The 24,415-nt window shown below is 63.1% G+C and carries 22 protein-coding genes and 1 tRNA gene; 5 read left to right on the top strand and 18 right to left on the bottom strand.

Going from position 1 to position 24,415, the window contains the following annotated elements; genetic code table 11:
• Positions 1 to 51 precede the first annotated feature (51 nt).
• The 3 genes from Q0D52_RS03155 to Q0D52_RS03145 all read right to left on the bottom strand — a co-directional run bounded on the left by Q0D52_RS03155 (position 52) and on the right by Q0D52_RS03145 (position 3,147).
• The gene (locus Q0D52_RS03155) at positions 52 to 843 is read right to left on the bottom strand and encodes an ABC transporter ATP-binding protein (RefSeq protein WP_294380071.1); all 792 of its coding nucleotides are present in this window, start codon (positions 841 to 843) and stop codon (positions 52 to 54) included.
• The gene (locus Q0D52_RS03150) at positions 840 to 1,895 is read right to left on the bottom strand and encodes an iron ABC transporter permease (protein WP_294380069.1); all 1,056 of its coding nucleotides are present in this window, start codon (positions 1,893 to 1,895) and stop codon (positions 840 to 842) included. The genes Q0D52_RS03155 and Q0D52_RS03150 overlap by 4 nt, the downstream gene beginning before the upstream one ends.
• Before the next feature lie 100 nt (positions 1,896 to 1,995).
• On the bottom strand, positions 1,996 to 3,147 hold the full coding sequence (locus Q0D52_RS03145; protein ID WP_294380066.1) for an ABC transporter substrate-binding protein: 1,152 nt from the start codon (positions 3,145 to 3,147) through the stop codon (positions 1,996 to 1,998).
• 159 nt (positions 3,148 to 3,306) lie between these two features.
• Between Q0D52_RS03145 and Q0D52_RS03140 the strand changes: the two genes are divergently transcribed.
• Positions 3,307 to 3,873 carry a response regulator transcription factor gene (locus tag Q0D52_RS03140; RefSeq protein ID WP_294380063.1) on the top strand — a complete coding sequence of 189 codons (567 nt, stop codon included), beginning with the start codon at positions 3,307 to 3,309 and terminating at the stop codon, positions 3,871 to 3,873.
• Between the two features lie 77 nt (positions 3,874 to 3,950).
• On the opposite strand, the gene Q0D52_RS03135 is transcribed toward Q0D52_RS03140, so the two are convergent.
• Positions 3,951 to 4,316, bottom strand: a complete 366-nt coding sequence (locus Q0D52_RS03135) for a histidine triad nucleotide-binding protein (RefSeq protein ID WP_042434802.1) — start codon at positions 4,314 to 4,316, stop codon at positions 3,951 to 3,953.
• Positions 4,317 to 4,441: 125 nt separating this feature from the next.
• Complete coding sequence (leuB, locus tag Q0D52_RS03130; RefSeq protein WP_294380061.1) at positions 4,442 to 5,551, bottom strand: 3-isopropylmalate dehydrogenase; 1,110 nt, start codon at positions 5,549 to 5,551, stop codon at positions 4,442 to 4,444.
• A gap of 277 nt (positions 5,552 to 5,828) precedes the next feature.
• Between leuB and Q0D52_RS03125 the strand changes: the two genes are divergently transcribed.
• A complete protein-coding gene (locus Q0D52_RS03125; protein ID WP_294380059.1) occupies positions 5,829 to 7,166 on the top strand; it encodes a hypothetical protein in 1,338 nt (445 codons plus the stop codon).
• A 237-nt stretch (positions 7,167 to 7,403) separates the two neighbouring features.
• On the opposite strand, the gene leuD is transcribed toward Q0D52_RS03125, so the two are convergent.
• From leuD to Q0D52_RS03100, 5 genes are all read right to left on the bottom strand, one after another.
• Positions 7,404 to 7,901: a 3-isopropylmalate dehydratase small subunit gene (leuD, locus tag Q0D52_RS03120; protein WP_294360508.1), complete on the bottom strand. Its 498-nt coding sequence runs from the start codon at positions 7,899 to 7,901 to the stop codon at positions 7,404 to 7,406.
• 22 nt (positions 7,902 to 7,923) lie between these two features.
• A complete protein-coding gene (gene leuC / locus Q0D52_RS03115; protein ID WP_294380057.1) occupies positions 7,924 to 9,195 on the bottom strand; it encodes a 3-isopropylmalate dehydratase large subunit in 1,272 nt (423 codons plus the stop codon).
• 216 nt (positions 9,196 to 9,411) lie between these two features.
• Positions 9,412 to 9,915: a hypothetical protein gene (locus Q0D52_RS03110; protein ID WP_294380055.1), complete on the bottom strand. Its 504-nt coding sequence runs from the start codon at positions 9,913 to 9,915 to the stop codon at positions 9,412 to 9,414.
• A gap of 162 nt (positions 9,916 to 10,077) precedes the next feature.
• The gene (locus tag Q0D52_RS03105) at positions 10,078 to 10,977 is read right to left on the bottom strand and encodes a peptidoglycan-binding protein (protein ID WP_294380053.1); all 900 of its coding nucleotides are present in this window, start codon (positions 10,975 to 10,977) and stop codon (positions 10,078 to 10,080) included.
• Positions 10,978 to 10,986: 9 nt separating this feature from the next.
• A complete protein-coding gene (locus Q0D52_RS03100) occupies positions 10,987 to 12,042 on the bottom strand; it encodes a polyprenyl synthetase family protein (protein ID WP_294380052.1) in 1,056 nt (351 codons plus the stop codon).
• Between the two features lie 170 nt (positions 12,043 to 12,212).
• Here Q0D52_RS03100 and Q0D52_RS03095 point away from each other — a divergent pair.
• A tRNA-Leu gene (locus Q0D52_RS03095) sits at positions 12,213 to 12,297 on the top strand.
• A 129-nt stretch (positions 12,298 to 12,426) separates the two neighbouring features.
• On the opposite strand, the gene Q0D52_RS03090 is transcribed toward Q0D52_RS03095, so the two are convergent.
• The 7 genes from Q0D52_RS03090 to Q0D52_RS03060 all read right to left on the bottom strand — a co-directional run bounded on the left by Q0D52_RS03090 (position 12,427) and on the right by Q0D52_RS03060 (position 19,390).
• The gene (locus tag Q0D52_RS03090; protein ID WP_294380050.1) at positions 12,427 to 13,398 is read right to left on the bottom strand and encodes a Ppx/GppA phosphatase family protein; all 972 of its coding nucleotides are present in this window, start codon (positions 13,396 to 13,398) and stop codon (positions 12,427 to 12,429) included.
• An 18-nt stretch (positions 13,399 to 13,416) separates the two neighbouring features.
• Positions 13,417 to 14,241 carry a septum formation initiator family protein gene (locus Q0D52_RS03085; protein WP_294380048.1) on the bottom strand — a complete coding sequence of 275 codons (825 nt, stop codon included), beginning with the start codon at positions 14,239 to 14,241 and terminating at the stop codon, positions 13,417 to 13,419.
• Between the two features lie 346 nt (positions 14,242 to 14,587).
• Positions 14,588 to 14,968 (bottom strand): metal-dependent transcriptional regulator, encoded by a 381-nt coding sequence (locus Q0D52_RS03080; protein ID WP_294360486.1) that lies wholly within the window; start codon positions 14,966 to 14,968, stop codon positions 14,588 to 14,590.
• A gap of 581 nt (positions 14,969 to 15,549) precedes the next feature.
• Positions 15,550 to 15,768, bottom strand: a complete 219-nt coding sequence (locus Q0D52_RS03075; RefSeq protein WP_294360484.1) for a hypothetical protein — start codon at positions 15,766 to 15,768, stop codon at positions 15,550 to 15,552.
• 191 nt (positions 15,769 to 15,959) lie between these two features.
• A complete protein-coding gene (locus Q0D52_RS03070) occupies positions 15,960 to 18,554 on the bottom strand; it encodes a FeoB small GTPase domain-containing protein (protein ID WP_294380046.1) in 2,595 nt (864 codons plus the stop codon).
• Between the two features lie 183 nt (positions 18,555 to 18,737).
• A complete protein-coding gene (locus Q0D52_RS03065; protein ID WP_042434827.1) occupies positions 18,738 to 18,974 on the bottom strand; it encodes a FeoA family protein in 237 nt (78 codons plus the stop codon).
• Positions 18,975 to 19,099: 125 nt separating this feature from the next.
• Entirely contained in the window at positions 19,100 to 19,390 is a 291-nt protein-coding gene (locus Q0D52_RS03060; RefSeq protein ID WP_294380044.1) for a FeoA family protein, read from the bottom strand.
• Positions 19,391 to 19,684: 294 nt separating this feature from the next.
• On the opposite strand from Q0D52_RS03060, the gene thrC reads away from it, so the two are divergent.
• Complete coding sequence (gene thrC / locus Q0D52_RS03055; protein WP_294380042.1) at positions 19,685 to 21,241, top strand: threonine synthase; 1,557 nt, start codon at positions 19,685 to 19,687, stop codon at positions 21,239 to 21,241.
• A gap of 30 nt (positions 21,242 to 21,271) precedes the next feature.
• On the top strand, positions 21,272 to 21,622 hold the full coding sequence (locus Q0D52_RS03050; protein WP_294360472.1) for a LysR family transcriptional regulator: 351 nt from the start codon (positions 21,272 to 21,274) through the stop codon (positions 21,620 to 21,622).
• 159 nt (positions 21,623 to 21,781) lie between these two features.
• On the opposite strand, the gene Q0D52_RS03045 is transcribed toward Q0D52_RS03050, so the two are convergent.
• Positions 21,782 to 24,316 (bottom strand): hypothetical protein, encoded by a 2,535-nt coding sequence (locus Q0D52_RS03045; RefSeq protein ID WP_294380041.1) that lies wholly within the window; start codon positions 24,314 to 24,316, stop codon positions 21,782 to 21,784.
• Between the last annotated feature and the right edge of the window lie 99 nt (positions 24,317 to 24,415).

Genomic DNA, 24,415 nt, shown 5'->3' with positions numbered 1-24,415 from the left:
GCAACGAGCAATGCGCGACGAAGCAATAAGCCGAGCTTGCCGCGCATCCGATCAGCAGACGACGGGGCCGCACAGCGTGGTCTGGCGGGCGGCGGGCCCTTGCCCGCACGCCGCCTTCCCCACGGCGACGTCGACCCCATATGCCCGCGACAGCGCTTCCGGGTCCAGCAGCTCATCCACGCCGCCGTTCACGCGCGAGCCGTCGCGCATGAGCAGCACGCCGCGCGCCTCGCATTGCGCCACATGAGCAGGCGAATGGGTGGTCATCACCACGCCGAAGCCCTTGCGTGCCAGGTTTTTCACCGCGCCGAGCACGCGCGCCTCGTTTCCCAGGTCAAGGCTTGCGCAGGGCTCGTCCATCATCAGATAGCGCGATCCTTGGGCAACGGCTCGGGCGATGAGCACCATCTGCCGCTGACCGCCCGAAAGCTCGGTATACGCCCTTGGAGCCAGATCCAAAATGCCCAGCTCGCCCATGGCGCGCCGCGCCACATCGTAGCTTGAGGCGCCCGGCCGCCCGAACATGCCGCCCATCGACGATGCGCCCATCACCACCACGTCGGCCGCGGTGAAGGCGAACGGCGGCGTATGCGCCTGGGGAACGTAGGAAAGCAGCTTCGCACGCCGCTTGTCGGGGCAATGCAGCGCCTCCTCGCCGTCGACCTCGACCGAGCCGCCGATCGCAGGCAACAGCCCGAGCATCGTCCGGAACAGCGTGGTCTTGCCTACGCCGTTAGGCCCGAGCAGGCAGAACACGCTGCCCTGCTCGATGACCGCGTCGAAGCCGCTTATGACCGCATGGCCCTTATAGCCGCAGGTCAGATTGGAGATGCGGATGCTCATAGCCACTCCTTCCTTCCCCGCGCAAGCAGGAACAGGAACAGCGGCGCGCCGATGAGCGCGGTGAGCACGCTGATGGGAAGCTCGCCGGGAACGGCGATGCGGGCTATGTCGTCGACCACCACCATGAAGCACGCGCCGCCCAGCATGGATATCGGTATGAGCGAGCGGTAGTTGGGCCCCGTGACCAGGCGCGTGATATGCGGGATGATCAGGCCCACCCAGCCCACCGACCCGCACATGCACACCGTGATGGATGTGAGCAACGTGGCCGCCGCGATGATGACGGCGCGAGTGGCGTTCACGCTCACTCCCATGGCGCGCGCCTCGTCGTCGCCGAACGACATCACGTTGATACGCCAGCGAGCCGCCAAAAGCGCCCCGCCGCCGACCACGAGCGCAAGCGCCATGGTCCATACGTTGGAGTCGTTGCCGCTGCGGGCGAAGCTGCCCATGAGCCAATACGTTATCTGCGGAAGCTGATCGTCGGGGTCCGCCACATATTTGAGCAGCGACGTCACGGCCGTGAACACCGATGCGACCACCGTGCCGGCAAGGATCATCACCACGATGGCGTTGCCCGATTTGCCGAACGAGCGGGCGATGACCATGACCACCGCCACCGCCATCACGCCGAACGCGAACGACATCGCATGCACCGCCAAGCTTGACAGCCCCAGCAAAAGCGCCAGCGCGGCGCCGGCGCCGGCGCCGGCGGAAACGCCCAGGATATCGGGCGAGACCATGGGGTTTTTGAATATGCCCTGATACGCCGCGCCCGAAACCGCCAGCGCGGCGCCGGCAAGCGCGGCGATGACGATGCGGGGCAGGCGGATGACGATGAGCACCGTCACGGCCTTCTCGTTCGAAGGCTCGGCAGCCAGCCCCGCCTTCGCCGCAAGCACCTCCAGGATATCCTGGATGCTCAGATCGTACGTGCCCACCGTAAGCGAAGCCGCCCCGATGACCGCAAGCGCCACGGCCAGCACGATCATAGCGGCCCATTCCCGCGCTCGAATGCTCGAGCACCCGGGCAATGCCGCGTTTCCTTTCATGCGCACTGCTCCTACCATCACGCCAAAACGGCCCCGCGGTGAAGGGAAGTGACCGCAGGGCCGTTCGGCTTATCGGATAATCTCGAATCTTAGGCGACCGCTAGCCTCGTCCGCCTCGACCGCCTTGACCGCCTTGCGGGTTGCCGGCGCCCGAAGACGTCACCCCCGAAAGGATGTTGGCCGCATCGGAGTCGGACAGGTCGGTGTTGTAGAAGTCCTTATAGAAATCCTGCAGCACCTTGGTCATGTCCTGATCGGCATACAGGTCGGGGTACATGACAGAGCCCAGCCACGGCGTCATGAGCGCGCCCTCGGCGCTGCGGACGCACCACAGGTACAGCGCGGTCGGGCACACATATACGTTGCCGTTCTTCACCGCCGCCACATCCGCAAGGGCCGTATCGGAGAGGATCTGGTCTTTGACCTTCGTGTTCATGGTGATGATGTACTCAGGGTCCCACTTCACGATCTGCTCGGCGTCGACGCTGCGGTACTGGCCGCTTTGCGCCCCGTCGAAACCTGCCGCCACGTTCTTCGCGCCGACGGCCTCGTAATAGGCGTTGGAGATGTCCTTGTCATCGGCGCACACGTACTGGTCGCCGCTCACGTTCAGCTGCAGCACGGTGTGCTTCTCGGAATCGGAGAGCTTCGAGGCGCGCTGCTGCGCATCGGCGATGCCCTGCTTGTAATACTCGACGAACTGCTGCGCGCGGGCGTATTCCTCATCGCCCAAGATCTTGCCGATGGTCAGGAAGTTGTCGCACATGTCGTCGACGGTCGAAAGCTTGTTCAGCGTGACCACGGCGATGCCCGCCTGGCGCATCTGCTCGAGCTGCTCATCGCTGTACATGCTTGCAGGGCCGTACACGACCTGCACGTCGGCGGCGATAAGGTCCTCGGCCGACGAGGAGTCGTAGCTGTTGGGATTGGACTTCTCGTAGTCGGTGAACACGGCCTTGAACGCATCCGAGATCTGGTTGTTCGATGCAGCGGCGATCTTCCCGTTGCCCGCGCAGAACATCTCCGTCGCCTGCGCGAGCGCGCCCATCGTCGGGGCCACGCGCTCGACTTGCGCCGGGATGACGACCTCCTGGCCGTTGCCGTCGGTGACGGTGCGCGTCGTGGCCTGCTCCTCGGCAGCCTGCGCGCCGGCATCGGAATCGGCGTTTTGCTGCTGGGTGCATCCAGCCAGCAGGCAGCCGGACATCAGCACCGCCGAGAGCGCGACGCCCGTGAGCTTCGTAAGGTTCATGCGTTTCCTTTCGGTCCTTCTTCTTTGCCTTCCGCTGTCCGACCATACGGGCGAGGCCGGGCGTGTGGCAATGGTGAAAAAGGGGTGAAAGGGATATAATGCCTAGTCAGAGGATAATCTGATTACCGAATAATCTCGCACCCCAAGGAGGTCGCCTGCATGCGGCTACGTCGTCCAGCATCCAGCAAAGCAAGCAAAGCCACCATCCTGCTTATCGTTGCGGTGACCATCTGCTGCTGGACGAACGCCATGGGCGCCCTTGCCGCCAAAGGCATCGACCACGGCCTGCTCGACGGCATCACCGTTGCCGTGGTGGCGCTGCTCGGGGCCGGCGGCGGCGTAGGCTGGATGTCGAAGCATCGCAGCAGGAAAACGGCGCCGAAGCCTGCAGACGAGACGTCGCAAGGTCCGACCGACGGCATCGCCGGGGCGACCGAAACCGCCCAGCTGCCGCCAACCTCCAAGGGCACGCATACCGAGCCGAGCGCCGATCCCATCGAACGAGCGTGTCGCGAGCTTGCCCGAACCCACGATCTGTCGCTGCGCGAGCGCGATGTGCTCTACCTCATGGCAACCGGCATCACCGGCAAGGAGATAGCCGCCCGGCTGACGCTGTCCTACAACACGGTCAAATCCCACATCCGCCATATCTACGACAAGCTGGACGTGCATCGCAAGCAAGATCTGGTGGACCTTATAGCAAAGGAAACGGAGCGCCTTTCATAGCGGCATGAAAAAACGCCGCCTGCCTTTCGGCAAGCGGCGTTCTGCGATCGAAGCCTATTGCGTTGCGGTTTCTGACGCTAGCCCTCCACACGCTGGGAGTTCTCGAACGTGAAGCGGCCCATCTTCACGCCGCCCAGGATGTGGATGTGGAAGTGCTTGACCGTTGCAGCGGAGTCGGGGCCGGTGTTCATGACCGTGCGGAAGCCGGACTCGCGCACGCCCTTGAGCTCGGCGACCTTCGGCACCACGGACAGCATATGGCCGAGCACCTCGGCCGGGATGCCGTCGCACAGGTCGTCATAGTGCTTCTTCGGAACGAGCAGGGTATGCACGGGAGCCTCGGGCTCGATATCGTCGAACGCGAAGCAGATATCGTCCTCGTACACCTTGTTCGTGGGGATCTCCCCAGAGATGAGTTTGCAGAACAGGCAGTCATCGGCCATTTGAGGTTCCTTTCGTCGAAGGGGTACGGCGGCGCGGCGCCGATCCGTACGAACAGTTTACCGCACGGGGCCGCACCGCGACCCCGTGAAGCTGTTGCAGCGGGAACTTCCCCGCTGCTCGGCGCTTACAGATGCGCGACCACCAGATCGCCCATGCCGGCACAGCCGACCACCTTGTCAGCGGGCGTTTCGGCGTCCTTCAAATCGCCCGTGCGCCAGCCCTCGTCGAGCACCTCGGTGACCGCGCGGCGGATATCATCGGCCGCCTCGTTCATGCCGAAGCTGTAGCGCAGCATCATCTCGACGGACAGGATCTGCGCCAGCGGGTTGGCAATGCCCTTGCCGGCGATATCCGGTGCGCTGCCATGGCTGGGCTCGTACAACGCCGTGGAGTCACCCAGGCTTGCGGAGGCCAACATGCCGAGCGAGCCGGTGATCTGCGCAGCCTCGTCGGAGAGGATGTCGCCGAACATGTTCTCGGTGACCACCACGTCGAAGTCGGCGGGGCGGTTGATCAGCTGCATGGCGGTGTTGTCCACCAGCAGGTCCTCGATCTGCACGTCGGGGTACTCCTGCTCGCCGATGCGGTGAACGATCTCGCGCCACATGCGGCTAGTCTCAAGCACGTTGGCCTTATCGACGCTGGTCACCTTGCCACGGCGCTTGCGAGCGGCCTCGAACGCCTGGCGGGCGATGCGCTCCACCTCGTACTCGCGGTACTCGAGCGTATCGTAGGCGCGCTGGCCCTTGGCGCCGTCGGTGCCGGCTCCTTCCTCATCGTAGAAGCGCTCGCGCTTGCCGAAGTACAAGCCGCCGGTGAGCTCGCGCACGATCATGAGGTCGACGCCCTCGATGACCTCGGGCTTGAGCGTGGAGGCACCGGCGAGCGCATCGAAGATCTGCACGGGGCGCAGGTTGGTGTACAGGCCCAGGCCCTTGCGGATGCCCAGAAGGCCCGCCTCGGGGCGCGGCGCGCCGGGGTCGGTGGTGTCCCATTTCGGTCCGCCCACAGCGGCGAGCAGCACGGCATCGGCGGCTTTCGCGGCCTCGAGCGTGGCGGCCGGCAGCGGATCGCCCACCGCATCGATGGCAGCGCCGCCGATAAGCGACTCCTTGCAATCGAAGCGCGTGTCGTACTTCGCGCCGACGGCGTTGAGGACCTTCACACCCTCCGCGATGATCTCAGGGCCGATGCCATCGCCCGGCAGCAGGCAGATGTCGTATTGCTTCGTCATGATGCGAGCCTCTTTCAAAAAGTGATTCAGTTACGTTCACATAGTAACGCACTAGGGCTTCCCAACGGCCTATTCCCGTAGGAAATATGGATATGATCGCGCAGGGCAATGCGCGCATTAGCGACAAGGCGGCGGCAACCGGCTTGTCGCGCGACATCGGGAAATGAGCCCCCTCATTCGCAAAGGCAAGGTTTTTTGGGCCGCGCGGGGCTTGCCGCGGGCAAAGCGGCTCGGGCATACTCGCGCATAGCAGCCCCGACGCTCAAGGAGGCCATATATGGAAGGGTTCTTCGCCATCAAGTGCCGCAACTGCGGCGGCCCCATGTACTCCCACCAGCAAACCCGCAGCTTCGATTGCGCCTATTGCGGGGCGAGCACGCCCTGGGCCGAGGGCGGACCGGAACCGGCACCCGCCATGGGCATCCGCCATACGCCGCTTCAGGTGGTCGACGGCTTGCTAAAGCTGACGCACGTCTCGCAGCTCGAGCCCGCGCAGGATTCCGACTGGTACTACTACAAGCCCTACTGGCGCAACATGTCGCTGCTCGAGCGGCTGCTATGGGAAGACCCCGCAACCGCCGACGAGTTCCAAAACGCCGAGCGCGTGAGCGTTCCTTGCCCGTTTTGCGGGGCGGCCTTCGAGGGCAAATCCACCCAAAGTGTGTTCGAGTGCCCCTCGTGCGGCAACAAGATCGGCGTCGCCGACCTGCTCAAACCCGGCACGTTCAGCAAGCGCCTTTCCATGGGCACGGGGGCGGAATACATCCCTGAGCAGGCGCTTCCCTGCCGCATCTCCGCCCAGCAGGCGCGTGCGAACGCCCTTGCCCTTGTGCACCAGCACCCCGAGGCCTTCGCCGGGCACGACGTGGACAAGGCCATCGGAGAGCAGATGGCGCTCACGTACGTGCCGGTGGAGCTTGCCGACCTGCGCATAATGGCATCTTTCCCCGGCAAGATGCCGGGCAAGGAATCGCAGGTGTACTTCGAGGTGCTCGATTGGGCATGGCCGAAGACCTATTTCGTCGACATACCGCTCATGGGCCTGCTCGAACCGTGGGACTTCTCGACGGTGGCTCCGTTCGACCCTGCCATGCAGGAAGGCGATTTCCGCGTCATAGCCATCGAGGGCCTGCTGAAGAAGAGCGCCGTCATCGACAAGCTGACGTATTCGCTAGCGGGAAACGACGCCGAGAAAGCATTCGGTTTCAGCAAGAACAGCATGCGTAAATGGGCCCGCAGCGTGCGCAAACACGCATCCGGGCTGATGCTCGTGCCCGTCTATTACGTTGACCGGCCCGCCTCGGAGGGCCGCGATGGCGAGCAGGTGCGCATAGCCGTGAACGGGCAGACGGGCCGCGCCGCCGCCGTGGTGTTCGGCGAGAAGAAGGAGATCCACGTGCAGGCGCCGCTCAACCCCGGCCTTTATCTGTCCGCCGAGAGCACCGTGCATGCAACGCCCATCGAGGTGAAGTACGCGAAATCGCCGTTTTTGTACAAGATCGTCCGCATCGGCGGCAACGAAGGCGCCATCCAAACGGCAACGGCCGCCGAAGCATCGTACCGGGAAGAGAAACCACGCAGAAAAGGCCTGCTCAGCAGGCTGTTCGGGGATTAAACGCCATCGGCCGCACATTCCCGAATCGCGGGTAAGCGAGGGACAGAGACGCATTCGCAACCGAAAGCGGATGCGAAACGGTGGTGGAAGCGCGTTCGCATACGCAAGCGGAGGACGCGGACGCGTCCAGGGCACACTCCCTGCCCCGAATGCAAGAGGGCGGCTTGCCGTGAGCAAGCCGCCCTCTTTCCTGTTACGGTTAATGCCCTACCCCCGCGTGAACAGGGGGCGATGACGCTATTCGATGCCAAGCACCTTGCGGGTGCGGTTAATCAGGCCGCCTTCCTCGATGATCTCGCGGATGAACGGCGGGAACGGCTGGGCCTTGAACGTTTCGCCGGTGGTGGTGTTGGTGATGACGCCCGCGTCGGCGTCCACGTCCACGATATCGCCCTGCTTGATGGCGTCCACGGCCTCGGGGCATTCCATGATGGCCAGGCCGGTGTTGATGGAGTTGCGGTAGAAGATGCGCGCGAAGGACTTGGCGATAACCACGTCCACGCCTGCGGCCTTGATGGCGATGGGCGCATGCTCGCGCGAAGATCCGCAGCCGAAGTTCTCGTCGGCCACGATGATGTCGCCTTTCTGCACCTTCTTCACGAAGTCCTTGTCCAGATCCTCCAGGCAGTGCGCTGCCAGCCACTCGGGATCGGAGGAGTTGAGGTAACGGGCCGGGATGATGACGTCGGTGTCGATGTCGCGGCCGTAACGATGCGCGGTACCCTTGAAATGCATGATCGGTTCCTTCCCTTATCCGTTATTCCGCAATATCCTCGGGCAGGCCGATGTGGCCGAGCACGGCGCTGGCCGCGGCAACGGCGGGGCTTGCCAGGTACACCTCGGACGTGGGGTCGCCCATGCGGCCGACGAAGTTGCGGTTCGAGGTGGACACGCAGCGCTCGCCCGCGGCCAGGATGCCCATGTAGCCGCCCAGGCACGGGCCGCACGTGGGCGTGGAAACGGCGCAATTGGCGTCAAGGAACACGTCCATCAGGCCCTCGGCGATGCACTGCTTGTAAACGGCCTGCGTTGCCGGAATGACGATGCAGCGAACATCGGGATGCACCTTGCGACCGCGCAGCACATCGGCGGCCTGGCGCATGTCCTCCAAGCGGCCGTTGGTGCAGCTGCCGATGACGGCCTGGTCGATCTTCACCTCGCGGGATTCGGCCGCCGGGCGCGTGTTGGACGGCAGGTGCGGCCACGCCACGGTTGCCGGGATGTCGGCGGCGTCGATCTCGTACACGTGAGCATACACGGCGTCGGGGTCGGAATGATATTCGGTATAGGGGCGCTCGGTACGGCCGTCCATATAGGCGCGCGTGATGTCGTCGACCTCGATAAGGCCCGCCTTGCCGCCTGCCTCGATGGCCATGTTGGAGATGGAAAGGCGCTGGTCCATGGACATGGTGCGGATGGCGCTGCCGGTGAACTCCATGGCCTTGTACAGCGCGCCGTCCACGCCGATCATGCCGATGATGTACAAGATGACGTCCTTGCCGGTGACGCCGGGGGCAAGCTGGCCGTCGATCTTGAACAGCAGGCTTTCGGGTACCTTGAACCAGGCCTTGCCCGTGGCATAGCCCACGGCGGCGTCGGTGGAGCCCACGCCAGTAGAGAATGCTCCGAGCGCGCCGTAGGTGCAGGTATGGGAATCGGCGCCGATGATCAGATCGCCCGCGCCCACGACGCCCTGCTCGGGCAGCAACGCGTGCTCGACGCCCATGCAGCCGACCTCGTAGTAGTGCGTGATGCCCTGCTCACGAGCGAAATCGCGCACCTGCTTGGCCTGCTCGGCGCTTTTGATGTCCTTGTTCGGGACGTAGTGGTCGGGAACCAAGGCGATCTTGGTGGGATCGAAAACCTTCTCCACACCGATCTGCTTGAAATTCTTGATGGCGATAGGCGACGTGATGTCGTTGGAAAGCACCAGGTCGAGATTGCACTCGATCAGTTGCCCCGGCTCGACTTCGTCAAGCCCCGCATGGGCGGCCAAGATCTTCTCGGCCATGGTCATGGGACGTGCCATGTTCGCTCCTTCGATTTGCAGCCTCGCATGCCCATATACCGGGCATTTTGTAAAACTTGCTGATTGTACCACCGGCGTTTCCCGAAAATGTGGAAGAGCCCCGGTGGGGCTCTTCTTCGTAACATATTGTTTACGTTCACTAACGCAAGGTATGCGCCAATCTGCCGATGCGGCATCGCGCAAGGCATCGAACGCCGCCATCTGCGCAGCCTAACGCTACCAGGTTCCGCCGTAGGTGCCGTAGTAACCGGGATCGACAGCGGCCACGAACGCAGCGAGCATGCCGCCTATCATGACGGTGAAGATGATGCCGGCGAGCATCCACACGGCGAAACCGATTGCGGAGAACTTCACCGCATCGTTTTTCACCTGGGGATACTTATCTGCGTTGCATACCCAGGCAAGCAGAATGCCCGGGATGCCCACCAAAGCGCCAATGACGAACCAGGCGAACTTCATGCCGCCCGACAGCTTCGTGAGCGGCGCCGGGGGATACACCGGCTGCGCATACATGGGCTGCTCGTAGGGCTGATGCTGCTGTGCCTGCGCATACGGCTGCCCGGGCTGGGGCTGGGCCGGGGGCACCTGGGAAGCGCCGGGGCCGCTTTGCGGCTGGGCGCCGGGCTGGGCTTGAGGCTGCTGAGGAACAGGCTGGGCGGGCGTCTGCGGGGAAGCCGGCTGCTCAGGCTGCGGGATGGGGTTATCGTTATGCTCGGTCATGACCGGACCTTTCTCTTGGTTGCAGGGGCCCGTTCGGGCCCCGCTTCGATATCCCCAGTATACGCAACGCCCGACCGTTTTAGGCAAACCGTTGCCATCCCGATGCAAAACGGGCGGCCCCGTGGACCGCCCGTTACCATTGCTTCTTTTCGCTAGCCGCCGTTAGCGCTTCGCGAGCGCGGTGCACAGCGCATCGAGCAGCGTGATGGCAAAATGCTGGGCCGAACGGCCCACGCCGGCGTCCTCCCACATGCTGCCGGGAAGCTCAACGGCAACGCGCGCCGGATCGGCCTGCATAGCGGCCTCGAGCGCCGACTCCAAACGCATGTACAGCGTCTCCTCGGGGGCGAACCCCACGCGAGGAGCGTTGCCCGTCTGCTCCTCGGGCAGCACGATGTGCACGAGCAGCATCTGCTCGTCGGGCGCCACCAGCAGGTTGTCGGCGCTGACGATCTTCGATGCGGGGTTGGTGGCAAGCGCCAGGTTGCTCATGCGCGAGGCCACGCTGCGCGTGAACTCCTGCGTGCCGAACAGGCACAGCGCGTTGCGCTCAAGAACGCCGGCCGCACGCGCGAACCCCAGGTGCGAAGAGCCGCGCACGGCCTCCTTGCCCTCCCAGGAATGGTGCAGGTTGCGGATGGCGGCATAGGTATAGGCACCGGCTATGCCATCGGTGGGCAGGCCCAGGTTCGTCTGGAACTTGCGCAGGGCAAGCTCGGTGAACGCGCCGAAGATGCCGTCGATGTCGCCGCAGGCGAAGCCGAGCGCGGAGAGCGCCTTCTGCAGCTGCTGCACGTCATGGCCATGGAAGTGGGGCATGCGAAGGTACAGCGTGCGGTCGCCCAGGCAAAACGATGCGTCCACCAGGGCAGTCCACGTTTTCTCGTCCACCTCTTCGCCGCACTCGAGCTGCGCCTGGGAGCGGAAGGACGCGACGGCCTTCGCCGTTTCGGGCCCGAACATTCCGTCCACGTGCGCTTCGTCCAACAACCCGATACGCGAGAGGCGATGCTGCACATCCTCGACGGCAGCTCCGGAATCGTTGAGTTTAATGGTTTCCATTGCACCCACCTACTTCAGTCGGTTCACAAACCAATCGGCCATGGAGATCAGCAATTCGCGCGACGGGGACGGCCCCACCTTTTGCACCAAGCGGCCCTTTGCGACGTTGGTCAGATTCTCCGCGTAGCTGCGCGCGTACTCGATGCTGCCCGTGGCCTGCATGATATCGACCGCCTCGGCGAGCACCGCCGGGTCCTTCTCCTTAGCGGACAGGATCTGGATAAGGCGCTCACGAGCCTCGGGCGCGGCGTTTGCCAGGGCATGCACCACCACGAGCGTGCGCTTACCCTCGGTGATGTCGCTGCGGAAGTCCTTCTTCGTGGACTCCTCGCTGCCGATGAGGTTGAGCAGGTCGTCCTGGATCTGGAACGCCAGCCCCGTATCAAGGCCGTAGCTGCGCAGGGCCTCCACCTCTTCCGCCGTGCCGCCGCCGATGATGGCGCCCACGGCCAGCGGCACCGCACCGGAATAATGGGCGGTTTTATGCGTAGCCATGACCAGATAATCCTCAGGGGCGATGTCGTAGCGTCCGTCGCGCGCCCATCCGATGTCGAGAGCCTGGCCTTCGATGGTGCGGCGCGTCATTTCGATGAGCTCGGAGATGACGCGCACCTTCGTATGGTCGTCAAGGTCGGGGTCTTCCACAACGGTGCCGTTCACCAGGGACAGGGCAAGGTCTCCTGCGTTGATGGCAAGGCCTATGCCCTCCGTGCAGTGCATGCACGGCTCGCCGCGGCGGAGCTCCGCCTCATCAGCGATGTCGTCATGGATGAGCGCCGCGGTATGGAAATGTTCGATGGCAGCCGCCGCGCTGGTGGCCAAGCGCATGTCGCCGCCCACGGCCAGGCATGCGGCGAAGCAGATGAGCGGGCGATGGCGCTTGCCGCCGTTTTCGCTATACCGCTTCAGCGGCGTGTACAGATAACGATCCATGTCGGGATGCGTTCCCGCGGGAAGGTAGGTGTTCACCAGATCCCCTACCTGATCGGCATAGGCCATCAGATAGCCTTCAAAGGTTTTCGGGGGTTCGGCTACGTCTGCGATGATCTCGTTAATATTTTTCATAGCGCTTTCTTGATTCGAATCGCTTGCATGCTTCATGTCATGGTACCACAAGCGCCTTGCGCTCACGCGCCCCTCCGGACAAGCGGCGCAATCAGCCAAGGAACTTCAAATTGACCGCCGTCAAGACGTCCTCGCTGCTTTTTCTGATATGATGGTTGGCGCGTTAACGCGGGAGCGTGGCGGAATCGGCATACGCAGCGGACTTAAAATCCGCCGCCGCAAGGCTTGTGGGTTCGAATCCCACCGCTCCTACCACGCAGACATGGCAACGGCCCGGATCGGTTCTCCGATTCGGGCCGTTTTCACATGTTGGCGGAAATCCGTTGCGCTACGCCGCGGGGCGCTTGCGAAACGCCAGGTTGCGCTGCCGCTTGGAAGGCGGGCCTACCCTAGCTTGGCCGCGTCCAAGATGATGCCGTGCAGGATGTCCGTCTCGCTGACGGTGAACCCGTCCACGCCGACGGCATCCATGACCGCCTGCATGATGACCAGTCCCGCCACGATGACCGGGGCCCGGCCGGGATCCAAACCCACGACCTGGCTGCGCCGCTCCAGGGGCATGGCCGCAAGCTCCGAGTACTGTCGATCGAGCTGTTGGCGCGTCACGTGCGCCTTATGCACCTTCGTCGAATCGTACACGCGCATCTGGTCGCGCACCGCGACCACGGTGGTGGCCGTACCCGCGACCGCCACCAGGCGCTCAGGCGTTATGCCGGCCTTCCCGGCTCCCCCGAGACGCCGGGCAAGCTGCTGCGAGACCCATTCGCGCGCACGGTCGAGCTCATCGGAGGCGGGAGGGTCGGTGCGGATGAACTTCTCGGTAACGCGACGGCACCCGATATCGAACGAGTGCGCCCACGCAGGCGCCTGCCCCGCACGGCCCACCACCATCTCGGTGGAGCCTCCGCCGATATCCACCACCATAAGATCCTGGCCCGGGAAATCGCACGAGGCCCCCGAAAACGACAGCCCCGCCTCTTTCGAACCGGGGATGACCGAAAGGACGACGCCGAGCTTCGCCAAGCGCTGCACGAACTCGTCGGAGTTTTCCGCATCGCGCGAAGCGGAAGTGGCGACTGCGATGGTCTTCACGATGGGGGCGCCTTGTTCGGCAAGGCGATCACGCACGGCGCAATAGCCCCCTACCGTTTCAACGGTCCGTGCGATTGCGGCGGGAGCAAGCATACCGGTGGCATCGACGCCCTCGCCAAGATTGGTGATGGCATATTCGCGATCAACCTCATGGATGGCGCCCGCGGCATCGACATCCGCCACGAGCATGCGGCACGTGACCGTTCCGATATCTATGGCGGCATAGCGACCCGCAACAATGCCGTGCGTAAGGCCTTCGGTCATGGCAACCCCCTTGCCTGCTTATTTGTAGCCGAACACCAGATCGAGCAGCGGCGAGTACCACGTATCAGGCGCCTGCACGCTATCGGAGGAGATATTGGGCGTGATGGTGGAGCCCTGCTGCGTTTCCTCCAGGTTCAAACCGCGCACGTTCGCGGATTCCTCGCCCTTCTTCACCCAACCGAGCTGCTCGTGGGCACGCTGCTCGACGCCCGCATCGGTTTGCAGGGAATCGACGTCGGATTGCAGCGCCTGGTTGCGGTCGACGAGCGCATCGTATTCGATGACCAGCTTGTCATGATCGCGCACGCTGCAATAGTAGCGCTGCGCGGTAGGATACAAGAACACCGTGGACATGACCAGGCACGCGGCCACGGCGGCTCCGATCATGAAGTTGCGCGATCCCATGGCGCCCATAAGGGCGTCTTTGGAGAAGCGTGCATGACGGCGGTTGCGCGAGGGCGTGGACTCGTCGGCCTGCATACGCTGGGCACGGCGCTGGCTTGACCCCATCTGCCCTTTGTACACGGCGGCACGCGGGGAATCGTCGCTCTCGGGCGCCTGCCCGCCGAACTGCTTCTCGAACGCGCGACCGGCCTTCGCCTTGGCACGGGCCTTGGCCTTGGCACGGCGACGATCGGCCGCCGTGATCTGATCTTCCTGGGGCTGCTGGGCGCGCTCTTGCCGTTCTTGCGCGGACATACGCGAAGAACGACGCGGCTCGGCAACGGCTTCGCGGCGATTGCGGGGAGCGCGAGAGGCGTCGCGGCGCTGCCGGGAGGAGCGCCGGGGGCTTTCCTCTTCGGAATACGGCTGCGCGAACGCGTCCTCGGAAAGATAGGACATCAAAGGCGAGCTTTGACGGCGCGGAGCTTGCGAGGGACGTTGGCCCACACGGGCACGACCCGCATGCGAGCGTACCGCCCGGTCGCGATTCTGTTGTTCTGGGTAACGGGAACCGCCTCGCTTGACGTCGTCGAACGAGAGGATATGAGCTTGCCGTGACATGGATGACCGCCCCTTAGCGCATGTGGTTCGATTAGTGTGTGATTTGATGCAAGAAGCAGTCGCTAGGATAGCACATCGAGAGACGCCGCGCGCACCACGCTCCGGACGGAAAACCGCCCGTCTCCGAAGAGGAAACGGGCGGCTGGCATGCGGTTTAGCTTCAACGATGGGCGTCTTCGCGCCTTTAGAGGTCGAGCTTTTTAATATAAGCTCTCCATTTCTCGAACGAGTCGTCGCTGATGGCGTGTTCCATAAGGCAGGCTTCGTTCTCGGCGACATCGGCGGGAATGCCAAGCTCCTTGTGCAGGAACTTCGAAAGCATGCAATGGCGCTCGTAGATGGCGGTGCCGTAGGCAAAGCCAGCCTCGGTGAGGGTGACATCGCCGTAATACGGCTGCTCGGCAAGCGCCTTCTCCTTCAGCGCGGTGACCGCCTTGTTCACGGAAGCCTTGGAAACGCCCATTTTGTTGGCGATGTCGACAGATCGGACGGACACCTCCGTGGTGCCCCCGAGCATTACGATGGCCTCAAGGTAATCCTCGTGCGATTTGGACATCTTCTCCATTGGGCCCTCCTTTCATACGTGTCCCCATAGTACCACAGGGCGACAGCATACCATCGAAATGCACAGAGCCGCGCATTCGAGCTGTTCAAGCAGCAGGTGGATTACGGGAAGCTCAAGAAGGGGAAAGTGGCCGACGAGGGTGGAGAGGGGGGGTATGGAACCCTCGTCGGCCTGCTGATACGGCGGGGCCAGACGAGAAGAGCCCTGCCGCCGGGTCAGCAAAAGAAAGAGAGGCGTCTGATGGCTTTCGCGAAGGGGGAAACGCTTGCCATCGACATTTGTCAGTATAGGTTAACTTGAGTAAACCGTCAATAACTTTTGAAAGAAAGTTTTCCGGGGCGATCTTATCACTTCGCATGCGAACCTTTCGCGCCGCTCGTTCACACGCGGGCGGCTGCGCGAGATGCCCGCGGCTTTGCATGAGGCCAAGCGTCAGACCCGCTGCTCGTATACGCGCCGGCTGCTGCGCCGCATACCCCGCTCCCCCGACTACATGGCCGCCACATACGCGAAAGGGCCGGCATCAAGCCGGCCCTTCCCCTTGGTCGCATCTTCTATGCCGCGGACATGCCCGCAGCTGCTTATTTGCCGGACACAGCCTTGCCCATGTCGGCGGCCATGCGCGCCGCGGCACTGCACCCCGTGCATCCGCCGCAGCCGCCCGAGCAACCGCGCGGGCTATCGGCATGGCAGTCGCACATGCCGCGGCTCCACAGACGGTGCACGGCCCATACGGCCCATGCGACCACGATCAGCAGGACCGCCACAGTCGGCAGGTTGAATTCCAAACCCAAGATCACGGCCTGACTCCTTCCCTAAGCTGCGCACCGATGCCGGCGCGCGGATAAAATGTTTCCCTTGGATAATACTACGAACAGCAGCGGGACGCCACCCGAAGGCGACGTCCCGCTTAAAGCAGCTCACGTCTTCGCAAAACCGTCATCGATAATTGTCTGGCCCGATACCGGTCTTGCAAGATAGAGGCGCAGCGCTACTTCTCCTGCTTCTCCTCACGCTTGGGCATGGGACGGAAGATCTGGAACAGCATGGCGGCTGCGATGACGATGGCCACCACGGTGAACACGTTGAACTCGACCTCGCCGGTCGCAAGGCCGACGAACTGGTAGAGCATGGTGCCCACGCACCAGGCGAAGCCGCACAGGTAGCCGATGGTGATCCAGAACCACTTCGGGGAGTTCTGCTGCTGGCGGATGGTGCCCATAGCGGCGAAGCACGGAGCGCACAGCAGATTGAACGCGCAGAAGGCGACCACGGCAGCGGTGGAACCGCCGAGCATCTGCAGGAAGCCGAACCACAGCTGCGGGTCAGCCTCGCCGTAATCGGCCAGCTGCGTGATGATACCCACGGTGGCGACGACGTTCTCCTTGGCCACCAAACCGGTGACGGCGGTCGCCGTAGCCTGCCAGTTATCGAAGCCCAGCGGCGCGAAGATCCAGGCAAGCAGGTTGCCCAGGCCGGCCATGAGGCTGTGCTCCATATAGTCGGGGGCGTCGGGGTCGAGCAGGCCGAAGCCCTCGCCCGCATCGCCGAAGTTCATGAGGAACCAGATGACGATGGTGGACAGGAAGATGATGGTACCAGCCTTGATGATGTAGCCCTTCACACGCTCCCACATGGACAGCAGGATGGACTTCACCGTGGGCATATGGTACTCGGGCAGCTCCATGACGAACGGGGTTGCCTCGCCGGCGAACAGCTTGGTCTTCTTCAGCATGATGCCGGAGAGGATGATGGCGATGACGCCCAGGAAGTAGAACATGGGGGCCACGTACCACGTTGCCGACGAATCGCCGGATGCCAGCGCGCCGAACACGAGCGCGATGATCGGCATCTTGGCGCCGCACGGGATCATCGTGGTGGTCATGATGGTCATGCGACGGTCCATCTCGTTTTCAATGGTCTTGGTGGACATGACGGCGGGCACGCCGCAGCCGGAGGCGATGAGCATCGGGATGAACGATTTACCGGACAGGCCGAACTTGCGGAAGATGCGGTCCATGATGAACGCGACGCGGGACATGTAGCCGCACAGCTCCAGGATGCCCAACAGCAGGAACAGGATGACCATCTGCGGGATGAAGCCGATGACGGCGCCGACGCCGGAGACGATGCCGTCGTTGACGAGGGACTGCAGCCACGGCGCGACGTCGGCCGCCTCCATGGCGTCGGCGATGATGGCGCCAAGACCCGGGATCCACAGGCCCCACGTGCCGTCGGACGGATCGGGCTCTTCCACCTCAAGGGCCTTCTGGTAATCGGCGAACGTGATAGTCTGCTCCTCCACGTTGCCGTCCTCGTCCTCTACCTCCATGGTGGCCACGGCATGCGAGGCTTGCGCTTGCTCGTCGAAGTCGGCGACGATGGCCTGCGCCTCCTCGTATTCAGCCATGGCGTCATCGTATTCGGCCATGGCGTCCGCATCGGCACCGTCTTCAGGCGCCTCGGGCTCCTCGGCGGCCAAGGCGTCGAGCACCTCCTGCGATTCGTCGGAAGGCAGCTCGGACTCCTCGTCCTCGCCCAGGATGTTCTCGACATAGGCCACAACCTGGGAGTGAGCATCCTCGTACTCCTCGGTGGCCTCGTCGAACGCGGCGTTGCCGGTGTAGAGCCAGCCGTCGCCGGAGATGCCATCGTTGGCCCAGTCGGTCACCACGCCGCCGCCGACGGAGACCGCCAGCCAGTACACGAAGAACATGATGACGATGAAGATGGGCAGGCCCAGCCAACGGTTGGTGACCACGCGGTCGATCTTCTGCGAGGTGGTCAGGCCCGTGCGCGTGCGCTTGACGGTCTTGTCCACAACGTGGCTGATGGCGTCGTAACGCTCGGCGGTGATGATGGACTCGGCATCGTCATCGAGCTTGTCCTCGATGGAGGTGCGGATGGCGGAGATGGCATCGAGGTCCGCCTGCGAAAGCTTGAGGTCGGCGATGGTCTTTTCCTCGGCCTCGAACAGCTTGATGGCGTACCAACGAGCCGCGTTGGGGGCCACCTTGTCGCCGAGCACGCCCTCGATCTTGACGAGCGCCTCCTCGACGGCGGCATCGAATCTCATCTGCGATGCGGGGACCGTATTGCTTCGAGCGGCATCGATGGCGGCCTTGACGACGTCCTCCATGCCGCGGCCTTTCAGCGCCGAGGTGGGAACGATGGGGCAGCCCAGCTCGCGGGACAGGCCGTCGACGTCGATCTTGTCGCCGTTTTTCTCCACCAGGTCCATCATGTTCAGCGCGATCACGACCGGGATACCCAGGTTCAGGATCTGGCTGGTCAGATACAGGTTGCGCTCAAGGTTGGTGGCGTCGACCAGGTTGATGACGGCGTCGGGGCCGCCTTCGAGCAGATAATCGCGCGCCACGATCTCCTCGGGCGAATACGGGGACAGCGAGTAGATGCCCGGCAAGTCCGTGATGGTCACGTCCTTGTCGCGCGTGTACTTGCCCTCCTTCTTCTCGACGGTCACGCCCGGCCAGTTGCCAACGTATTGGTTGGCGCCCGTCAGGTCGTTGAACATCGTCGTCTTGCCGCAGTTCGGGTTGCCGGCAAGGGCAATGCAGATTCCCATGATCTACCTTTCTTGCGAATCGATTCGGCTTCTTGCAGTGCTTTGGGTTTCGATATCTCGCATCGTCCCAGGTCAGAAGCCATTTTGAGTTAGTTACTGGTAACTCATTCCGGTAAAAAACGGCGCACTCGCGCCATTGCCCGTCGATTTCCGATGCGCCGGCTTGCTATGCCGGCGTACGCGCTAGTCGACGAGGATGCACTCCGCCTCGCTTTTGCGCAGCGACAGCTCGTAACCGCGGACCGTCACCTCGATGGGGTCTCCAAGCGGCGCCACCTTGCGCACGTACACCCCAACGCCTTTCGTGATGCCCATGTCCATGATGTGACGCTTAAGCGCGCCCTCTCCGCTCAGGCGGCGCACCGTAGCGGATTCGCCGACCTGCACATCGCGCAGCGTTTTGCCCTGAATCTCGGCCATGTAGCCCTATCCTCGCTTTCTTATGCTCTTTCCATGCTCGTATGACGGCGGCTGCAAGGCAACCGCACGAACGGCCGCAGCGCTATGCCGCCGCGGCCGGGTTCGCCCATGTGCCGGCAGATCGGCTACGCCGTTGCCGCAGAGGTGATGATATGGGACGCCGCTTGGCGGCCGATGGCCACCTGGGCGCCTTTGACGGAGACGATCAGGTCGCCCGCGACGCCTGAAACCACCTTGATCTCGGCTCCTTCCACAAAGCCAAGGTTTTCCAGATGATGTTGCAGGTCGCCCTTCCCGCGCACTTTGACGACACGCGCGGACTCGCCTTCTTTCAGAAAGGAAAGCGGCATCTGCTGGACGGACACGCTTGGAGTTCGTGCAGCCTTTGCCGCAGCGCTCGTCATCGCAGTCTCCATGATGTTCTCCCTTCATTTGTTAGACGCATACAACAGAAGGATGTTACCTCATAGTGACTTTGAATGGAAGCTTTGGGCAACTTTTTGTACGCTAAGGGTAATTTTTCAAAGTTTCACCACATTTACTTCGTTGCAGCCAGCATGCACGCGGAGCTGCTTCGCGCACGGATGCACGGTTAACCATCGTTTGTCTGAAGAACGGGAAAATCATCTTCCATCTGTACTTTCGCAGGAATATTATGCGTACCGTGAATAATTCCCCCTTTTCGCAATGCCGAAGGAGGCGCCAAGCCCATGCAAGAGAATCGTTATATCGATACGCGCGGATGCGTCGACGAGCCCGTCGAATTCACCGAAGCCGTTATCAACGGCCTAGCCGACGGCGGCGGGCTGTACGTTCCGCAGCATATCCCCGAGCTTACGCTCGATGAGATCTGCGAGTTGGCGCAGCTGCCCTATGCGCAGCGCGCGGCGCGCATCTACAAGGCCTTCGGCGTCGATTTGCCCGAGCAAGTTATCGACGAGCTGATGGCCCAGGCCTATGGCGACAACTTCGACGACGAGCGCATCTGCCCCATCACCTCCCTTGATGCCGACACCCACGTCCTTGAGCTGTGGCACGGCCCCACCAGCGCCTTCAAGGACATGGCGCTGCAGTGCCTGCCGCGCTTCTTCAGCGCATCAGCTGCCCAGCTGCGCGAGCAGGGCAAGCTCGATCACGATTTCCTTATCCTGGTGGCAACGTCGGGAGATACCGGCAAAGCCGCCCTCGAAGGCTTCCGCGACCTGCCCCATGTCTCCATCTCGGTCATGTACCCCGATGGCGGAGTGAGCGATATCCAGTACCGTCAGATGGCCACGCAGCGCGGATCCAACGTCAACGTGTGGGGCGTGCGCGGCAACTTCGACGATTGCCAGACGGGCGCCAAGAACGTGTTCGGCGACGCTGCCTTCGCCGAGAAGCTGATCTCCGAGCACGGCGTCTCCCTTTCCAGCGCCAACTCCATCAACTGGGGCCGTCTGCTGCCGCAGGTGGTGTACTACGTGTCCGCCTACTCGCAGCTGGTCGCCGACGGCAAGCTTGCAGCCGGCGCGGCGCTTGATGTGTGCGTGCCTACCGGCAACTTCGGCAACATCCTGGCCGCGTACTACGCCAAGCGCATGGGCGTGCCCATCGACATGCTGTACTGCGCCAGCAACGAGAACCGCGTGCTCACCGACTTCATCAACACCGGCACCTACGACGTGTCCGACCGCCCGTTCGTGCTGACCCCCTCCCCTTCCATGGACATCCTGGTCAGCTCCAACCTGGAGCGCCAGCTGTTCGAGCTGACGGGACGCGACCCCAAGGCGATCGCAGGCTGGATGGCGGACCTGAAGCAGCAGCGCTGCTTCCGCGTGGACGAGGACACGTTCAAGGCCGTTCGCGAGCACTTCGCCGCCGACAGCGTGGACAACGCCGAGTGCCTGCGCACCATCAAGGAGGTGCTCGACAAGCACGACTACCTGCTCGACCCGCATACCGCCGTGGCATACCGTGCCGCACAGAACCTGCGCGGCGAAAACCCCGTGCTCATCGCCAGCACCGCCCATTGGGCCAAGTTCGGCAACAACGTGTACCGCGCCCTGCACGACATGCAGCCCGGCCAACCCCTGCCGGAAAACGTAGCCGCGCTTTCCGGCTGCGGCCTTAACGACCTGGTCGCCGACGAATCGGGCCACCACGATGTGCCGCGCGGCTTGGCGGAGCTCGACGGCCTGCCCATCAGGTTCACCGAAGTCATCGACGGCACCACCGAGGATATCGAGAACGCGACCGAGCGGTTTCTCGCCGCCCTGGACAACGAATAGCAGCACACGAGGGGAACCGAGGGACTTTTCATGAGCAAACTCACCAAGCTAAAACCGATCGTGAGGCTCTCCGTGGTCAATCCCGACACGGAGAGCAACTCGGTGTTCGGCCGCGGCATCGCCAGCCTGTGCATCGGAGTGCGCGACACCGGATCGCTGAACGCCGCAGCCAAGAGCATGGGCATGGCCTACAGCAAGGCGTGGCGCATCATCAAAGATACGGAAGCCGCCCTTGACGTGCAGCTTCTTTACCGCGATGGCGCCCACGGAAGCAGACTGACCGAAGATTGCGAGCAGATCCTTGCCGCATACCAAACCATCGAGGAGCAGCTTCAAGCGCAAGCCGAGAGCAGCTTCGAAAAGCAAGTTGACGGTCAATAGCCGATAGCTGCCCCGTTTGCGTTGCCGTCTAAGGGGGATTTCGACGACAACGCGCAAGCTGGGCGAATCGGCCTTGCCGCGCATCCCGCCATGCGCCCCGCATCCGCACCGCAGTCCCATATCGAGCCGCCGCATGAAGGCGGCTCGTTTTTTTCATGCCTAAGAAACCCAGATGCCCTCGTATCTTGGCAATGCCCATGCAAGATACACCGTCGTAGAGCATGTCACCTTCAGCTTCGGCGCCGGAGGCTGGGCCGCCGATGCGTCGGCATATGCGCCGATGATGCCAACCGCCTCCCTTGCACGCCCCTCGGCCTCGTACCATACGCTGGGACGTCGCGAAAACGACAGGACCTCCCCATATACGACTTCTTGAACAGGCGGCAACACCGATTCGCCGTCCACCTCGGTTTCAAGCTGCTTCTCGGCGAAGCACCGTCTCTGCGAGAACAATTCCCGCGACATCTCCGTCAATGCGTAGCGGACCTCGGCGACATTGCGCCCGAACAGGTCCAACATCGCACCCTGCACCACCGTCCCATCCGCAAACGGAACGGTGCACGCAGCATCGGTGAACCAGCCCTTCACACACACGCACCCTGGCTTTAAAGCGGCGGAGCGCGCATCGAGGGCAGCGCTGTACGAGGACGACTCATCAACGCGCTCGGTCCAGCAAGGCTCGCGTTCGCCATCCACGAAGTAGCGCACCGTGGTGAAAGGGTTCACCACGTGCAAAGGCTTCGACACCGCGCACCCCAGATACGCAGCATGCAGGTGCGCGGTGGTCGCACGCACGATGCATACCAGCCGCTTCCCCGCTAAGCGCTCGGGCACCTGCAGCATCTGCCCTGTTTCCTCAAGAAGCCCCGCTGGCACGATTCGAGCGCTCACACCGTGAAGAGGACTCCCGCCGCAGGACGCTTCCTGCCCATCCTGAAACCACTCCGACCAGTTCCCATCCTTACCGCACACGCGATAGCGCACATGGAAACGCAAGGCTGCATCGCCGCCAAGCTTCATGCTCAGAGCTTGCGCCTCGGCTCCCTTTTCAGCAGCATCACGCCACGCCCCGGACGAAGCGATACGCGCCACGAGCCCGAAGCCGCCCCCTTCAACCGATAGATCGGCGGCGCATAAAGCCCCGGCGCGCCCGCGCGTCCCCACCATGTTCGCCGCCGGCTGCGCATCGAGCCACAAGCATTCCCTGCCGAGGGAGACGCATGCACGGCCCACGACCTCGGGAACCTCGGAGACGGCCTCGCCTTGGCCATCGTCGACGAGCCACGCATGCTCGTAACGGATACCTTCCGCATCGGCCGACGCGCCTCCGGGCCTGAACGCAACCCGGGGATCGGGAACGCAAAGCGAAGCGCCCACAACCGCCGTAGAGCTATCCGCGGCGCCATCAAGATCGAACGGGCCCCCATCCTCCGTACCGAAACGAGCATCCGCAAGATGCCACATATGCGATTCGTTATCCCATTCCCCGTCGGCATAGCCGTTCGAATGGAATTGCACTTGAGCACCGCTTTCCTGCGATGCCCCCACGCGATCCAACGCCATACCGGAGCAATCGTTGAAAAGCCACTGACACGGCCCTCGCCCATGCACCCACACCGCCTGCGCACGATCGGCTTCCGCAAGCTGCTGGAGCTGTGCCGCGCTTGGGTCGAGACGCGGCCCGCCGCCGGCCTGGCCGAGGGAAAGAGAGCTGTCGCCAGCGCAAACCGGCACCAAGCGAAACGTTCCGGCAAAGAGCTCGTCTTCGTGCTCCACCGCTATCCAATGGTGCCTCGTCGAGGACGCGGCGGCGAGCACGCTGCACCCCTGGCCGGCCCAAGGGCCCTCGACGCCAAGATGCAGCGAAGGCACCGTCGCCGGGGAGATGACGAGCACGCGGCCGGCCCATTGCGCTTCGCTTGCGATGCCTACCCGCCTTGCGCGCTGCTTGACCCACTTCGTGGAAAAGCCGATAGGGGGATCGTCGGCGCGCTGGTAATACCAGTCCTTCCCGTAGTAGTAATAGTTCCAAAACCACGACCTCAATTGAAACCCGTGCATCGCATCGCGATCGATACGACGGACCCACACTGAGTAATTCGATCCGGGATACTCGCGATAATCGGTCCACACGTGACAGCCATCTCTATGGATGCCCGCCCCAGCCTCGTTATCGATGACGACGACCTTTGAATCCTCCTCTACACCCCCTTCAGGCTCATCGTCGATGGTGTGGTACAAGGTGAAGCGCGTATCGTCCCCCGAATCGGTATGCCACAGGTTATACGAGGCGTTCAGCTCGTTATAGCTTCCGCATGCTATCTCAAGCTTGCCGTTCATGTGGTAATACAGCTCCGTCGTGAAATCGCATACCATGGTGATCTTAGTAGCCGCCCTGATGAACTGCCGCGCCGAGATATCCCATTCCACCCAAGGCGTTTTGGCCGCCACCTGCAAGCCGGTATACATATTCCCCGCCTGCTCGGCACCCGCTCCCGCCTGCACCGAGCCGACCTCTTTCCAAAACCTGCTGGCATACCATGCGCCATGCCCTCGGAATATCAAGGACCCATCCCACCAAGGCTCGTCAGCGAAAGCCATTCGAGGGTTGTACATAATCAGTCCAACGGCAAGCGCCCCTAGACCGAACACGAAGCCGCGGCGCGTGAGCACGCGCCCATCTCCCGCCGACACGTCGCCCGATCCGCGAACGCGACTCCTACAAAACCGCGTTGCGACTTTACGCCCCTGCCTCATCATCGCCCGCCCCCTCTCCATGAGCCGCCCGTCGAA

Source organism: uncultured Senegalimassilia sp. (genome assembly GCF_934630535.1).
In the GTDB taxonomy this organism is placed as follows: Bacteria; Actinomycetota; Coriobacteriia; order Coriobacteriales; family Eggerthellaceae; genus Senegalimassilia.
This window is presented reverse-complemented; position numbering and strand designations above follow the sequence as displayed.

Excerpts from the sequence above, each read along its gene's own strand:
- Q0D52_RS03155 (WP_294380071.1), bottom strand. The coding sequence starts at position 843 with ATGAGCATCCGCATCTCCAATCTGACCTGCGGCTATAAGGGCCATGCG.
- Q0D52_RS03150 (WP_294380069.1), bottom strand. The coding sequence starts at position 1,895 with ATGAAAGGAAACGCGGCATTGCCCGGGTGCTCGAGCATTCGAGCGCGG.
- Q0D52_RS03145 (WP_294380066.1), bottom strand. The coding sequence starts at position 3,147 with ATGAACCTTACGAAGCTCACGGGCGTCGCGCTCTCGGCGGTGCTGATG.
- Q0D52_RS03140 (WP_294380063.1), top strand. The coding sequence starts at position 3,307 with ATGCGGCTACGTCGTCCAGCATCCAGCAAAGCAAGCAAAGCCACCATC.
- Q0D52_RS03135 (WP_042434802.1), bottom strand. The coding sequence starts at position 4,316 with ATGGCCGATGACTGCCTGTTCTGCAAACTCATCTCTGGGGAGATCCCC.
- leuB (WP_294380061.1), bottom strand. The coding sequence starts at position 5,551 with ATGACGAAGCAATACGACATCTGCCTGCTGCCGGGCGATGGCATCGGC.
- Q0D52_RS03125 (WP_294380059.1), top strand. The coding sequence starts at position 5,829 with ATGGAAGGGTTCTTCGCCATCAAGTGCCGCAACTGCGGCGGCCCCATG.
- leuD (WP_294360508.1), bottom strand. The coding sequence starts at position 7,901 with ATGCATTTCAAGGGTACCGCGCATCGTTACGGCCGCGACATCGACACC.
- leuC (WP_294380057.1), bottom strand. The coding sequence starts at position 9,195 with ATGGCACGTCCCATGACCATGGCCGAGAAGATCTTGGCCGCCCATGCG.
- Q0D52_RS03110 (WP_294380055.1), bottom strand. The coding sequence starts at position 9,915 with ATGACCGAGCATAACGATAACCCCATCCCGCAGCCTGAGCAGCCGGCT.
- Q0D52_RS03105 (WP_294380053.1), bottom strand. The coding sequence starts at position 10,977 with ATGGAAACCATTAAACTCAACGATTCCGGAGCTGCCGTCGAGGATGTG.
- Q0D52_RS03100 (WP_294380052.1), bottom strand. The coding sequence starts at position 12,042 with ATGAAAAATATTAACGAGATCATCGCAGACGTAGCCGAACCCCCGAAA.
- Q0D52_RS03090 (WP_294380050.1), bottom strand. The coding sequence starts at position 13,398 with ATGACCGAAGGCCTTACGCACGGCATTGTTGCGGGTCGCTATGCCGCC.
- Q0D52_RS03085 (WP_294380048.1), bottom strand. The coding sequence starts at position 14,241 with ATGTCCTATCTTTCCGAGGACGCGTTCGCGCAGCCGTATTCCGAAGAG.
- Q0D52_RS03080 (WP_294360486.1), bottom strand. The coding sequence starts at position 14,968 with ATGGAGAAGATGTCCAAATCGCACGAGGATTACCTTGAGGCCATCGTA.
- Q0D52_RS03070 (WP_294380046.1), bottom strand. The coding sequence starts at position 18,554 with ATGGGAATCTGCATTGCCCTTGCCGGCAACCCGAACTGCGGCAAGACG.
- Q0D52_RS03065 (WP_042434827.1), bottom strand. The coding sequence starts at position 18,974 with ATGGCCGAGATTCAGGGCAAAACGCTGCGCGATGTGCAGGTCGGCGAA.
- Q0D52_RS03060 (WP_294380044.1), bottom strand. The coding sequence starts at position 19,390 with ATGGAGACTGCGATGACGAGCGCTGCGGCAAAGGCTGCACGAACTCCA.
- thrC (WP_294380042.1), top strand. The coding sequence starts at position 19,685 with ATGCAAGAGAATCGTTATATCGATACGCGCGGATGCGTCGACGAGCCC.
- Q0D52_RS03050 (WP_294360472.1), top strand. The coding sequence starts at position 21,272 with ATGAGCAAACTCACCAAGCTAAAACCGATCGTGAGGCTCTCCGTGGTC.